The sequence below is a fragment of the Pseudoalteromonas sp. OFAV1 genome (assembly GCF_021532595.1).
In the GTDB taxonomy this organism is placed as follows: domain Bacteria; phylum Pseudomonadota; class Gammaproteobacteria; order Enterobacterales; family Alteromonadaceae; genus Pseudoalteromonas; species Pseudoalteromonas lipolytica_C.
This window is the reverse complement of sequence record NZ_JAKGBG010000023.1, coordinates 36,608-48,529: the sequence shown is the minus strand read 5'-3', so window position 1 is coordinate 48,529 and position 11,922 is coordinate 36,608. Positions and strand designations below refer to the sequence as shown.

The following is an 11,922-nucleotide window of genomic DNA, read 5'->3' as shown; positions in this document are numbered from 1 at the left end:
GGGATGGCCGAAGAATTAAGATGGGCTTTAATCGTAATCAGTGTATTTGTCATTGGTGGTTTATTAATTCACGGCTTATGGTCGGTGCGTAAAAAGGACAGTCCAGATGCGCCAGCGCAAGAACGGGTCGAACCGAATGAAACAACTTCTGAGATATCAGAGCCTGCTCCAGTTCAGTCGCAAGAACGTGACGAGCCTGAGTTTGGAGATTTAAGCTTTTCCGCGCAACATAATGATGAACCCGTTGTTTCAGATGAGATTTCAGAATCACCTGAAGCAGAGCAGACTGAAACTGACGAAGAGCAAGAAGCACAGCCACCAACTGACTTCATTATTGTGCATTTGCAGATGCCTGAAGATGCAGTTATGAATGGCAGCCAGCTATTGCCAGCCGTTAATATGTTAGGCTTTAAGTATTCTGAAGAGGGCTTTTTTAACCGCCATTTAGACCCTGCTGGTACAGGTCCGGTGTTATTTCGTTTAGTGAATATGTATAACCCAGGTACGTTTGATATCGATAACATGGAGCAGTTTAGTACCGCGGGTATCAGTTTATTTATGACCTTACCATGTGATGGTGACGGTTTAAGTGCATTTAATATGTTGCACAGTGCAGCTAAAAAACTAGCTGATGAATTTGGTGCGACTATTTTAGATAGCAACCGTGAAGAGATGACGGTTGAAAGCGTACGTGAATATGTTGAGAAAGTTCGCAGCTTCTCAGCTTAATCGCACGCACAGATAATAAGTTTTAGGCCACTTGGCGTTAAGTCGTCTAAGTGGCTTTTTTATGTAGATTTTTGAGGTTTTCATGTCCAGCCCTATCTTTGAGCAAATTAGCCAACTTCGAGCCCAGTTAGAAGAGCATAACCATAATTATTATGTGCTGGATGCACCAAGCATTCCTGATGCTGAATATGACCGTTTAATGCGTGAATTATGCGCTCTTGAGCAAGCTAATCCAGAGTTCCAAAGCCCTGACTCGCCATCACAAAAAGTTGGTGGTGCTGCACTTGATAAGTTTGAGCAAGTCACTCACCAAGTACCTATGCTGTCACTTGATAATGCGTTTTCTGAAGAGGAGTTTGCTGCCTTTAATCGCCGTATTAAAGAACGTTTAATGAACAGCAGTGAGTTAACTTTTTGTTGTGAGCCAAAGCTTGATGGCCTTGCGGTATCGATTATTTACCGTGACGGTGTGTTAGTGCAAGCAGCTACCCGTGGTGATGGCATGGTGGGTGAAAACATCACCCAAAACGTGAAAACAATACGTAATGTGCCGCTTAAGTTACGCGGCGATGACTTCCCGTCAGAGCTTGAAGTACGCGGTGAAGTATTTATGGATAGTGCCGGGTTTGCCAAGCTTAACAGTGAAGCCGAAAAACGTGGCGAGAAAGTATTTGTAAACCCGCGCAATGCTGCTGCAGGTAGCTTACGCCAGCTTGATTCTAAAGTAACAGCAAAACGCCCGCTGATGTTTTACGCTTACAGTACAGGGCTTGTTGCGGATGGTCAGTTACCAGAAGATCATTACCAACAGCTTGCTAAACTGACAGATTGGGGTTTACCACTTTGCCCAGAAACTAAACTGGTTGAAGGACAGCAAGCTGCACTTGATTATTACCAAGACATTTTAGCACGTCGTAGTGAGCTGGCTTACGAAATTGACGGTGTGGTAATTAAAGTAAACGACAAAAAGCTGCAAGAGCGTTTAGGTTTTGTGGCACGTGCGCCGCGCTGGGCTATTGCCTTTAAATTTCCTGCACAAGAAGAAATCACACAATTACTTGATGTTGAGTTTCAGGTAGGGCGCACAGGCGCAATCACCCCTGTAGCACGATTAGAGCCGGTATTTGTTGGTGGCGTAACGGTATCTAATGCAACGCTTCATAATGGCGATGAAATTGCCCGTTTAGGCGTTAAAATTGGCGATACAGTAATTATTCGCCGTGCAGGTGATGTTATCCCGCAAATTACCCAAGTTGTGCTTGAGCGCCGTCCTGAAGACGCCAAAGATATTGTTTTCCCTGCTACTTGCCCAATTTGTGAGTCACATGTGGAACGCATTGAGGGTGAAGCGGTTGCCCGTTGTACAGGTGGCTTAGTTTGCCAAGCGCAGCGTAAGCAAGCCATTAAGCACTTTGCGTCACGTAAAGCGCTTGATATTGATGGGCTAGGCGACAAGATTGTTGATCAGCTTGTTGACCGTGAGCTTATCAAAACACCTGCTGATTTATTTACCCTTAAACAAGGTCATTTTGAATCACTTGAGCGAATGGGCCCTAAGTCTGCTAAGAACTTAGTTAACGCGCTGCAAGAAGCTAAGCAAACAACATTAGCTAAATTCTTATATTCGTTAGGTATTCGCGAGGTTGGTGAAGCAACAGCGCAAAACCTAGCAAACCATTTTTTAACCCTAGAAAAAATCACCCAAGCAAGTGTTGATGCGTTAACTGAAGTAAGCGACGTAGGTGAAATTGTTGCCAAGCACGTTCGTGGCTTTTTTACTGAAGAGCATAATTTGGACGTGGTTAACGCGCTAATTGAGCAAGGTATTAACTGGCCCGCGCTAACAGCCCCAAGTGCCGATGCACAGCCATTATCGGGTTTAACCTACGTACTAACCGGCACATTGAGCGAGCTTAACCGTAATGATGCAAAAGCGCGTTTACAAGCGTTAGGTGCGAAAGTGTCGGGCAGTGTTTCGGCGAAAACAGATGCACTGATCGCGGGCGAAAAAGCGGGCTCAAAATTAACCAAAGCACAAGATTTAGGCATTGATGTATTAACAGAGGCAGACCTCATTGCGCTTTTAAGTGAGCACAATGGATAGTTTATTGCAGGCATTGTCGTCAGTTGCTTTAACAATCGGCAGTTGGCTACAACCACACCTTTACAATATTTCATTATTGCTGGTGGTGTGTTTTATATCCTTGTATGCAAACGATATTATTAAAGTGACCAAGCGCTTTGTGGCGCGTCGTCACTTTATTATTCGTGTGCTTTGCTTTGTGCTGGTCACAGGGTTTGGTATGGGCTTACTTGTGGTGTTTGTGACGCCTTTTTTAAGTAAATTGCTAATGCTACTCGGTGTTAAATGGCTGGCGCTTACACTTACAGCAGCCTTTTTGGTACTTGGCATCATTGCTGATAAGAAGAACCAAATATGAATCGCTACGGCCCAGAATACTGGGATAAACACGGCACTTACCGGACGCCTGTGGCGTTCCACTTAACCTTACTTGTGCTTTTGCGTAGTTATTTTATTTGGCTGATGGCGGCGCTGAGTCGTCGCCCTGATCTAAATATCATGTCGTTGTTCTTTAAATCTAAAGCTGATTTTTTTATCGCTATTGCCATTGCTGCGATTGCTTTATTACCTGCGGTGATCTTTTGCTTGCGCCGGCCACAAGAAAACGCAGATAGTGCAAAACGTTTTGCGTCGATTTGGCGTTATATGCGCTGGCCATTAATTCTATGTGCAATCACAGATTTAAGTTGGTTAACCTATCAGGCTGCACACAGCCACTATCAGTTTTCGTTGTTCTTAGCTTGCCAAATGGTACTGGTGTTATGGGTACTGTTATATTTATTAAAAAGCAGATACTTGTCTGTCTTTTTCAATGATTGGCCAGATCCAATAACAAAAAAATAGGGCAGCAATATGTTGGCAATTAATAAGCTTTTAGCAAAAATCTCATTTACTATCGCATTCGTATTAATCGCTATATGGGTATTTACGCCACTTTGGCACAGTGCTGCATTTTCACTGTTTGTGATGTTATGGGGCTTTATAACACTATCAAGCATTTATCGAGTGACGCCGCTATTTGTAGCGCGTAACCCCATTACTGACTTATTAAAACGCGATGTTAATCAGCTAGCACTCATTAGCCTTTCTGGGCTGTTTGATTTTAAACGCAAGGCTGAGTTTGTGTTAATTGGTCAAATTAAGCAGATTGAAGTGGGTGAAGGTATTATCCATATTACTGACGTCAACGGACAAAAAAGCACAGCAGTATTGAGTGTTAGTAGTGACAAAATTAATAGCCATTTATCGCAACTGCTTTCTGAGCGCGAACGTGCGCAAATAGATATCCGTTTACAAGCGAATTAATGCCACTTGCTCTTGGCTGTGCTTGTGATGTACTGTGCAATAGTTGTATTCAACCTTGAGGGAGCACTATGTTAACTTGGCAAGATATTTTAGAGTTTGCCCATAACGGTAACCCAACACCTCCGCGTCGAGTCGAAAAGTCACCATCTGAGTGGCAAGCTGAGCTCGAACAAGATGCATTCTATGTTACTCGTTTAAAAGGGACTGAGCGTCCGCATAGCTCTGATTCATGTACGATATTTGAACCTGGTCAATATGCCTGCGTCTGTTGCAACAATTTATTATTTGATGGTGATGAAAAGTTCGACAGTGGCACTGGTTGGCCGTCATTTACTCAGCCTAGCAGTGTTGAAAGCATTGCTTATGTAGCTGACTCTAGCCATGGTATGCAGCGTATTGAAGCGATTTGCAATGTCTGTGACGCGCATTTGGGCCATGTATTTCCTGATGGCCCAGCGCCTAGTGGTCTGCGCTATTGCATGAATGCCATAGCGATGAAAAAACGTGATTAATCTAAATACTGTGCGATGATAAAAATAAGGTGCTCACGGTAAATTGGCTTGCTAATAATGTAGTCAGTCAAAATACTTGATTGCACCTTATCATCCCTTATCGCTGAAGCCGTTACCGCGATTATTGGAATATGTTTAAAACGATCATCACTGCGAATTAACTGGCTTGCCTCTAATCCACCCATTACCGGCATTTTTAAATCCATTATGATAAGGTCAGGTTGGTTTTGCTCAATTTTCATTAGAGCATCTTCACCATTAATAGCTGTATCTATTGTAAAGCTCCAGCGTGATAAGAAGGATTCTAAATATTCCCGGTTGTAAGGAATATCATCAACAATCAAAATGCGCGCTGGATTAAAATGATAGCTTGATATAGCAGGGTAATTACGATGTTCAACTTCGTTTTTAGATTCGGCTAATTCAACATTCGGTATCGACACAATAAATTCACTGCCTCGATCTTTTTCGCTGATCACCGATAACTCTCCACCCATTAACTTAATAAAGCGCAATGAAATAGCTAAGCCAAGTCCTGTGCCACCAAACTCAGAGCTACGTTGCCCTTGTACTTGTTCAAAATCATTAAAAATGAGCTCTTGTTGATCACTAGGAATGCCTTTACCTGTGTCTTTAACATGTACTTTAATATCAATATGGCTATTGTCATTATGCGCTTTAAAATCAAAAAACACTTTTACACTACCTTGGGAGGTGAATTTAATAGCATTACCGATTAAGTTTGTTAGTACTTGACGAAGTTTATTACTGTCTAGCAGCACAGGTGTTGTTAGATCAGGATGAGCAGTAACTTGTAACTCAAGATCTTTCTGAGCGCTTAATTGTAAGAACATCATGTTGAGTTCGTGACACATGGTAGGGATCTCAACTCGATCAATATCAAGTTGCATTTTACCGGCATCCACTTTTGATAAATCAAGAATATCGTTCAATACGTTAAGTAATGAGTTACCCGATATTGAAATAGCTTCTAGATAACGACGCTTATTTTTATCAGTTTCACTGTCTTGTAATAATTGGCTAAAGCCCAATACGGCATTAAGTGGTGTTCTTAATTCATGTGACATATTAGCTAAAAAGCGGCTCTTAGCTTGATTCGATTGCTCAGCTTGCTCTTTAGCATCAAGATACTCTTGGGTGCGCTTAGCAACGGTTTCTTCAAGTAAGCTATGTTGCTCATGCATACTATTGATTTGTTGCCTAACTGCAGCACGCATCATTTTAAAACCACTTGCAAGAGTACCAATTTCGTCTTGGCTTTTAATATTTATAGGGCAATTTAAATCACCTGTAGTCACTGCATGCGAAAACTCGACTAGCTGCTCAATGGGCTGCAAAATGATTCTTCGAATAATGATGTAAGCAATGATGAGCGCTGTGAGTAAGTATATCGCAAATAATGAAACAGCATTGCTGATGATAGCTTTTGTCTTTGCAGCTAAGTCAGTATCTGAAAAACTAACAATCACGTAGCCAATATTTTCGTTTTGGTAACTATTAATGGGGACCGAAACTACATATTGTTCATCCAGTGGAATGATTGTGTTTAGTGCAGGGTTCAATTGCTTCAGGATTTGCTGGTTAGTTTCTAAAGTATCAACCTTACTGTTATCAGGGTGTGCAGCAATAAAGTTATTTTGATCGATAAAGTAAATAGTTTTGAGATCATCAAATGTATTATTTTTTAGAATATTTTTTAAGGAGATACCTTGAACTTTCATCACCCAACTACCGACACTATTATCTTTCGTTAGCTTTTTTATCTCTGACAGCATAGGGGACACAATAGCATCTGCTTTTTCACTCATGTTTAGAAGTGTTTGTTCTTTTAACTCCATCACATGCAATGAGGTACTCGCCCCTAAAATGAGGGTAATGGTGAATCCGATTATCATCAGAATTTTGTGGGCAATGCTTATCCTCATTGCTAGTTTTCACTCCTTGACTTGAATGTGTGCATTGTTTCATTAATTTTTTTATCAGTTGTTTTAATTGTCTGGTTTATATCTGCACCATAGAATATTTGGCTAAATGCTTGCGAGATAATTTCACCAATGACAGGGAACTCTACCATTCCAGCTTGTAGGCGATCAGCTGTGGCATGATCAAATACCCACAACATTGTAGTATTAAACCCGGGTTTATTTACCAAGGTAAACAACTTTTCGTGCCACACTTTTTTTCTGGGAGGGGAGCCGCCAGTACTAAGTAGCGATGACGTTTGCTCGCTTGTCGCCCATTGAATAAAAAGCCAAGCCGCAGTTTTTTTGTTGGACTTGCTATTTATAGCAAACGCCCATGCCCAAGGGGAGGTTTCTCTTGCTATGGGACCTTTGGGCAAAGGGGCTGCTTCCCATTTATTCCAAATATTAGACTCTTCAGCTGTGTCTATTTCATTGTAAAAATGGGAAGCTAAAAATGCGGATGCCAGCTTACCTTGTTTAAATAAGCGGCGGATTTCATAAAAGTGCAGCAAGCGGCTATTATCAGGATTTCCATACCCTGTCGCTAAATCTCGGTACACTCTTAGACTCTGCGCTGTTTCAGTGCTATTAAACACAGACATATTTTGCTCATCGATAACTTGTGCCCCGTATGCACGCATTACTGGCAAAACTGTCCAGGTGTTTAGCCCCGCACCTGGCAATGTGCGCGCCGCAAATGCATGCATTCCAATAAGATCTGGCGTTGCATCAATAGCGCGTTGTAACTTTATCTTTGTAGCGTAGAGCTCTTCATAAGTATCAGGTACTTTAAGGTTAAACCGTTCAAATAGATCTTTTCTGTAAAAATAGATTGGCGCCGAAAAATCAAAGGGCAATGAATACAAAATATCATTGATCTTACATAGTGCTAAGCTTCGATCGCTAATGTCGTCTAGCTGATACCATGTTTTATCAGTTATCTTGGGATTATCTAAATAGGGCTGAAGAGGCTCTATCCAACCTTGGCTTTGCGCTTCTCCTAAAAAAGTAATTCCCATAGGCAATACATCGTACAAGCCTAAGCCTTCACTCAAATCTTGATGGCGGCGCGCTCGCATTTGTGATTGTTCTAAGGCATGAAAGCCAACCGAGATCCCCGTTAGCTGTTCAAATAATGGTATATAAGGCTTTAACGCTGTGAATGCTGGTTGTTCGTCTGCAAGAATATTTATATGACTTCCGGCTTCACTGCGCCAATCTATGTTTGCTTGTTGCCAGTAATGCAGTGTAGAGGAAGCAAAACTGTTGGCACTGTAAAAAAAAATCGCTGCTGTAATAAAAGGCTTGATAAGTTTTGACAAACGCGGTGCCATCTTTCGGTTACTCCGTTAACTTAATATTTAACTTATCAGCTTGTGCTTTAATTTTTTCAAATCGTATTGCTTGCTCATATTCGAGCTCTTGGCTAGCAAGTAAAGTAAAGCATTTTCTAGCAAGTGATAAATTAAAAGACTGGCCTTGATTATTAGTATCGAACAAACATTGTAATAAATTAAGTGCGATGCTGGCATTTTTGGGCATAACCCTAAATGCTTGCGTAAAGGCTTCAAGAGCTGTATTGAGTTGTCCTTTATTAAACTGGGTTACTGCATGGTTGTTAAGCTCTTTAGGGCCTAACTTGATATCTCGACGTTCTGTTTGTTGCTGTTGAATATATCTTAAATAAACAGGATCACTGACAGATGGGTGACGTTCGCAATGGTCAATAATTTGGTTAAACAGCCTTTGCGCTTTTTGATGAAAACCTAATTCATGGAATGCTTTGGCTTTGTCGAGGGCACCATCAACAGAACGAATTTGTGTATCACTCTCATCAAGTTGATTGATAAGCGCTTTTGCTTTTTGGTGTTCATCTTTTAAGTAATGTAATCGAGCATTTAGTACATCAATTTGAGTTTGATTATTACTATTGGGAAATTGCTTTTTTAAATCATTTAAATATTGATTAGTCTGCCTAGATATTCGGTTTATCTGATCGCTTTGATCAGTCGTTAGCGCAAAATCGATACCTGCGCGTGCCGCATTAAGGTAGATATCAGGATGATCATGAATAGAAAATTTTGCGTAAGTCGCAATATCTTTTTGTGTTAAATAGTTCTTTTCATAATCATGATTAAGTAAGGATACATGGCTCAAAGCTTTTTGACGGTTAATGTTACGTGGTGCAATATCAACAGCTTGGCTAATTAGTTGTTGAGCTTCATCATACTTATTAAGTTTAATTTCTAGTCGGCTTAGCAGGTCCAGAGCAACTAAACGAGTTTCACTGCGTTGTAACATCGTTTTCAACATTCGCTGTGCAAGTGAATGCTCATTACATGCAATCAAAGCTTCAACTAAGCCTACCTTTGCCCAAGTGAATTTTTGAATATCAAGAACAGATTTAAAAAAGGTTTTAGCTTCTTCATTACGTTTTAGTCGAAGTAGGGCATCGCCTTTCAGTCTAAGTAAAATAGCACTAAAACTGTGGCTTTTGTTTTGTAATAATTCGTCGATCTTTTTTATTGCTTTTGAATCGTTCTCGTCATCAATAAGTTGATATACCTGGTGTAAATTATTTTTTCGCATCAGTACTTTTTCGATACGATTTTTTAATTCATTGATAGTGAAAGGTTTAACAAGGAAATCATCAGGTTGCAGCTCTAAGACACTGTGTACAAGAGAGCCACTTGTTTCAGCAGAAATAAAAATAAAGCCAGTGGAGTTTTTAATTAGGCGCTTCATTTTCAGCTCTTCATATAGCTGATAGCCATCTTGTTGCTTACTCAGATTAAAAGAGCAAACAATTAGATCAAATTGCTCTATTTGGCACTGCTCTTTTGCTGAGTTGGCATGCTCTGCAAAACGTAACTGACGAAACCCCAACCCCTCTAATGATTGTTTCATATAGCTTTGAGCAAGTGGTTGCTCTTCGACTATTAAAATTTTAGCGTTCGAAAAAATCTTTGCAGGCATTAGACTTGCGACCGAGTGACATTAACAGTGACTATAATAAACAGTCTAGCTGCTGACAAGGCAAATTACAGCTTTTGCTGCTATTAAAAGTTTGGCTAAGGTCTTTGTCGAAAATGCGAGAAGTATGAAAGATCAGCTTTTAGGTATTTAGGCTTGTTGAACAGTGGGGGAAATTAAACCATTTGCCTATGTTTTATAGAAAGTGGCGATGCTTTTGAAAACTAGAGATATAATAAAGAGGTTTTATATGTGGTGGGTCGTACTGGACTTGAATCATCGAGCCTGTGTTTTGTAAATAGTGGCGATGCTTTTGAAAATTAGAAATAAAATAAAGAAGATTTAAAGAAAGTATTTATGAAGTGTTTATATGTGGTGGGTCGTACTGGACTTGAACCAGTGACCCTCGCCTTGTAAGGGCGATGCTCTCCCAACTGAGCTAACGACCCACATATAAATTTTGTTTTTAGATTAAATGGTGGGTCGTACTGGACTTGAACCAGTGACCCTCGCCTTGTAAGGGCGATGCTCTCCCAACTGAGCTAACGACCCATATAATCTTTTTCTTCGCTACCATTTTTAGCTTTTTGCTTCAAAAAGTAAATGGTGGGTCGTACTGGACTTGAACCAGTGACCCTCGCCTTGTAAGGGCGATGCTCTCCCAACTGAGCTAACGACCCGCGAAGATAAATCTAAATGAAATACCATTAATTGAATAATGGTGGGTCGTACTGGACTTGAACCAGTGACCCTCGCCTTGTAAGGGCGATGCTCTCCCAACTGAGCTAACGACCCATTTAGATTTTTGTAATATGAAACACCATCAAAATTTATTTAATGGTGGGTCGTACTGGACTTGAACCAGTGACCCTCGCCTTGTAAGGGCGATGCTCTCCCAACTGAGCTAACGACCCATATTACATGCAATATTTCTTAATGGTGGGTCGTACTGGACTTGAACCAGTGACCCTCGCCTTGTAAGGGCGATGCTCTCCCAACTGAGCTAACGACCCATTAAGAAATTAGATATGAAAACCATTATTTTAATAATGGTGGGTCGTACTGGACTTGAACCAGTGACCCTCGCCTTGTAAGGGCGATGCTCTCCCAACTGAGCTAACGACCCATATCTAAAAACAACGTATTGCTGCGTTGTTGTGGGGCGCTATTATAGATAGAGTTGTAAATGTGTCAACACTTGAATGAGTAAAAATGTGTTAGATGCAGCTTTTATAAACAATGACATGGCTTTTAAGCATTTTTTGGCGAACAAATATGCAATTTATATTCATAAGCTTATCTGTGGCGTTGTCATCGTTACTCTTTTTCCTCTAATTTAACTGAACTCGATGTTGTTTTAACGATGCTTGTCATTTTTTAAAACACAACTTATGTTGAATATTAAAACTGAATAACTAAATAGCTGGCAATTTTGCTGTGTTTAAAACCAAAGAGGGCGGGGGGCTCTCCGTTGGGATTTAACCGATAGTTTAGCTAACTTAAATTTGCATATAAATGTATACCTTTTGTAATGTTTAATATCACGTAATGTATACTTAAATCTCGGTATCAGTATTGATAATTGTAAAATTTAGTCAATTCCTTATTATACTGTTCGAAATGTCTGCGTAACGGATTGATATTTAGTCAGCTTGTTGAAATTTAAATCATTTAAATAAAGTTAGATAAAAAACTGTTGACTTTATTTAGGGGGCTGCATAGAATGCGCCCCGCACTCAGCGATACACAGCCAATATTAATTGGTAGTGTGTATGCAAAGTCGGGGCTATAGCTCAGCTGGGAGAGCGCTTCGCTGGCAGCGAAGAGGTCTGCGGTTCGATCCCGCATAGCTCCACCAAATTTGCATAGTGTTTGTCCTAGGGTTGCAGTTTTCTGCGTCCCCATCGTCTAGAGGCCTAGGACACCGCCCTTTCACGGCGGTAACAGGGGTTCGAATCCCCTTGGGGACGCCACTTACTTTTGTAAGTGAGCAATTGCCAACAAGTTATATATGCTAGTCTCGAGTACTTGCATGTTGATTAAGTAACCTTAGCTCCGATATGAGTAAAACTATCACTTTGTCCTAGTGACACATTTTGTGTCCCCATCGTCTAGAGGCCTAGGACACCGCCCTTTCACGGCGGTAACAGGGGTTCGAATCCCCTTGGGGACGCCACTTACTACAAGTGTTGTGTTATTAAAGCTCGCCTGAATCGAGTTTAACTATTCAGTTGTCCTAGTGACACATTTTGTGTCCCCATCGTCTAGAGGCCTAGGACACCGCCCTTTCACGGCGGTAACAGGGGTTCGAATCCCCTTGGGGACGCCACTTACT

At 40.9% G+C, this 11,922-nt stretch carries 9 protein-coding genes and 11 tRNA genes; 10 read left to right on the top strand and 10 right to left on the bottom strand.

Translation table 11 applies throughout. The features are described from left to right. Positions 1–3: 3 nt before the first annotated feature. The 6 genes from zipA to msrB all read left to right on the top strand — a co-directional run bounded on the left by zipA (position 4) and on the right by msrB (position 4,629). On the top strand, positions 4–729 hold the full coding sequence (gene zipA / locus L1267_RS13700; RefSeq protein WP_199527084.1) for a cell division protein ZipA: 726 nt from the start codon (positions 4–6) through the stop codon (positions 727–729). An 82-nt stretch (positions 730–811) separates the two neighbouring features. Beyond that, complete coding sequence (gene ligA / locus L1267_RS13695; RefSeq protein WP_235383174.1) at positions 812–2,833, top strand: NAD-dependent DNA ligase LigA; 2,022 nt, start codon at positions 812–814, stop codon at positions 2,831–2,833. Further along, a complete protein-coding gene (locus L1267_RS13690; RefSeq protein ID WP_138557824.1) occupies positions 2,826–3,170 on the top strand; it encodes a DUF3392 family protein in 345 nt (114 codons plus the stop codon). Before ligA ends, L1267_RS13690 begins: the two co-directional genes overlap by 8 nt. Beyond that, positions 3,167–3,655 carry a DUF2919 domain-containing protein gene (locus L1267_RS13685; protein WP_235383173.1) on the top strand — a complete coding sequence of 163 codons (489 nt, stop codon included), beginning with the start codon at positions 3,167–3,169 and terminating at the stop codon, positions 3,653–3,655. The genes L1267_RS13690 and L1267_RS13685 overlap by 4 nt, the downstream gene beginning before the upstream one ends. A gap of 9 nt (positions 3,656–3,664) precedes the next feature. After that, the gene (locus tag L1267_RS13680) at positions 3,665–4,117 is read left to right on the top strand and encodes a hypothetical protein (protein ID WP_135925427.1); all 453 of its coding nucleotides are present in this window, start codon (positions 3,665–3,667) and stop codon (positions 4,115–4,117) included. A 68-nt stretch (positions 4,118–4,185) separates the two neighbouring features. Further along, positions 4,186–4,629, top strand: coding sequence for a peptide-methionine (R)-S-oxide reductase MsrB (gene msrB, locus L1267_RS13675; RefSeq protein WP_135925425.1), 444 nt, complete (start codon positions 4,186–4,188; stop codon positions 4,627–4,629). On the opposite strand, the gene L1267_RS13670 is transcribed toward msrB, so the two are convergent. The 10 genes from L1267_RS13670 to L1267_RS13625 form a co-directional block, all read right to left on the bottom strand. After that, positions 4,626–6,545 carry an ATP-binding protein gene (locus L1267_RS13670; RefSeq protein WP_235383172.1) on the bottom strand — a complete coding sequence of 640 codons (1,920 nt, stop codon included), beginning with the start codon at positions 6,543–6,545 and terminating at the stop codon, positions 4,626–4,628. The genes msrB and L1267_RS13670 overlap by 4 nt on opposite strands. A gap of 32 nt (positions 6,546–6,577) precedes the next feature. Further along, positions 6,578–7,948, bottom strand: a complete 1,371-nt coding sequence (locus L1267_RS13665) for an extracellular solute-binding protein (RefSeq protein ID WP_135925420.1) — start codon at positions 7,946–7,948, stop codon at positions 6,578–6,580. A gap of 7 nt (positions 7,949–7,955) precedes the next feature. Further along, the gene (locus L1267_RS13660; RefSeq protein ID WP_135925417.1) at positions 7,956–9,590 is read right to left on the bottom strand and encodes a tetratricopeptide repeat-containing response regulator; all 1,635 of its coding nucleotides are present in this window, start codon (positions 9,588–9,590) and stop codon (positions 7,956–7,958) included. Positions 9,591–9,960: 370 nt separating this feature from the next. Further along, positions 9,961–10,036: transfer RNA gene (locus L1267_RS13655), tRNA-Val, on the bottom strand. A gap of 27 nt (positions 10,037–10,063) precedes the next feature. After that, positions 10,064–10,139, bottom strand: a tRNA-Val gene (locus L1267_RS13650). Between the two features lie 52 nt (positions 10,140–10,191). Then, a tRNA-Val gene (locus tag L1267_RS13645) sits at positions 10,192–10,267 on the bottom strand. Positions 10,268–10,306: 39 nt separating this feature from the next. Continuing rightward, positions 10,307–10,382 (bottom strand) — tRNA-Val (locus L1267_RS13640). 43 nt (positions 10,383–10,425) lie between these two features. Next, positions 10,426–10,501: transfer RNA gene (locus tag L1267_RS13635), tRNA-Val, on the bottom strand. Between the two features lie 23 nt (positions 10,502–10,524). Further along, a tRNA-Val gene (locus tag L1267_RS13630) sits at positions 10,525–10,600 on the bottom strand. 37 nt (positions 10,601–10,637) lie between these two features. After that, positions 10,638–10,713 (bottom strand) — tRNA-Val (locus L1267_RS13625). Between the two features lie 656 nt (positions 10,714–11,369). Here L1267_RS13625 and L1267_RS13620 point away from each other — a divergent pair. From L1267_RS13620 to L1267_RS13605, 4 genes are all read left to right on the top strand, one after another. Continuing rightward, positions 11,370–11,445, top strand: a tRNA-Ala gene (locus L1267_RS13620). A gap of 39 nt (positions 11,446–11,484) precedes the next feature. Beyond that, a tRNA-Glu gene (locus tag L1267_RS13615) sits at positions 11,485–11,560 on the top strand. A 127-nt stretch (positions 11,561–11,687) separates the two neighbouring features. Beyond that, positions 11,688–11,763, top strand: a tRNA-Glu gene (locus tag L1267_RS13610). Positions 11,764–11,840: 77 nt separating this feature from the next. Next, positions 11,841–11,916 (top strand) — tRNA-Glu (locus tag L1267_RS13605). Positions 11,917–11,922: the final 6 nt, after the last annotated feature.

Coding starts and splice junctions, on each gene's coding strand:
- zipA (WP_199527084.1), top strand. CDS start 4: ATGGCCGAAGAATTAAGATGGGCTTTAATCGTAATCAGTGTATTTGTC.
- ligA (WP_235383174.1), top strand. CDS start 812: ATGTCCAGCCCTATCTTTGAGCAAATTAGCCAACTTCGAGCCCAGTTA.
- L1267_RS13690 (WP_138557824.1), top strand. CDS start 2,826: ATGGATAGTTTATTGCAGGCATTGTCGTCAGTTGCTTTAACAATCGGC.
- L1267_RS13685 (WP_235383173.1), top strand. CDS start 3,167: ATGAATCGCTACGGCCCAGAATACTGGGATAAACACGGCACTTACCGG.
- L1267_RS13680 (WP_135925427.1), top strand. CDS start 3,665: ATGTTGGCAATTAATAAGCTTTTAGCAAAAATCTCATTTACTATCGCA.
- msrB (WP_135925425.1), top strand. CDS start 4,186: ATGTTAACTTGGCAAGATATTTTAGAGTTTGCCCATAACGGTAACCCA.
- L1267_RS13670 (WP_235383172.1), bottom strand. CDS start 6,545: ATGATAATCGGATTCACCATTACCCTCATTTTAGGGGCGAGTACCTCA.
- L1267_RS13665 (WP_135925420.1), bottom strand. CDS start 7,948: ATGGCACCGCGTTTGTCAAAACTTATCAAGCCTTTTATTACAGCAGCG.
- L1267_RS13660 (WP_135925417.1), bottom strand. CDS start 9,590: ATGCCTGCAAAGATTTTTTCGAACGCTAAAATTTTAATAGTCGAAGAG.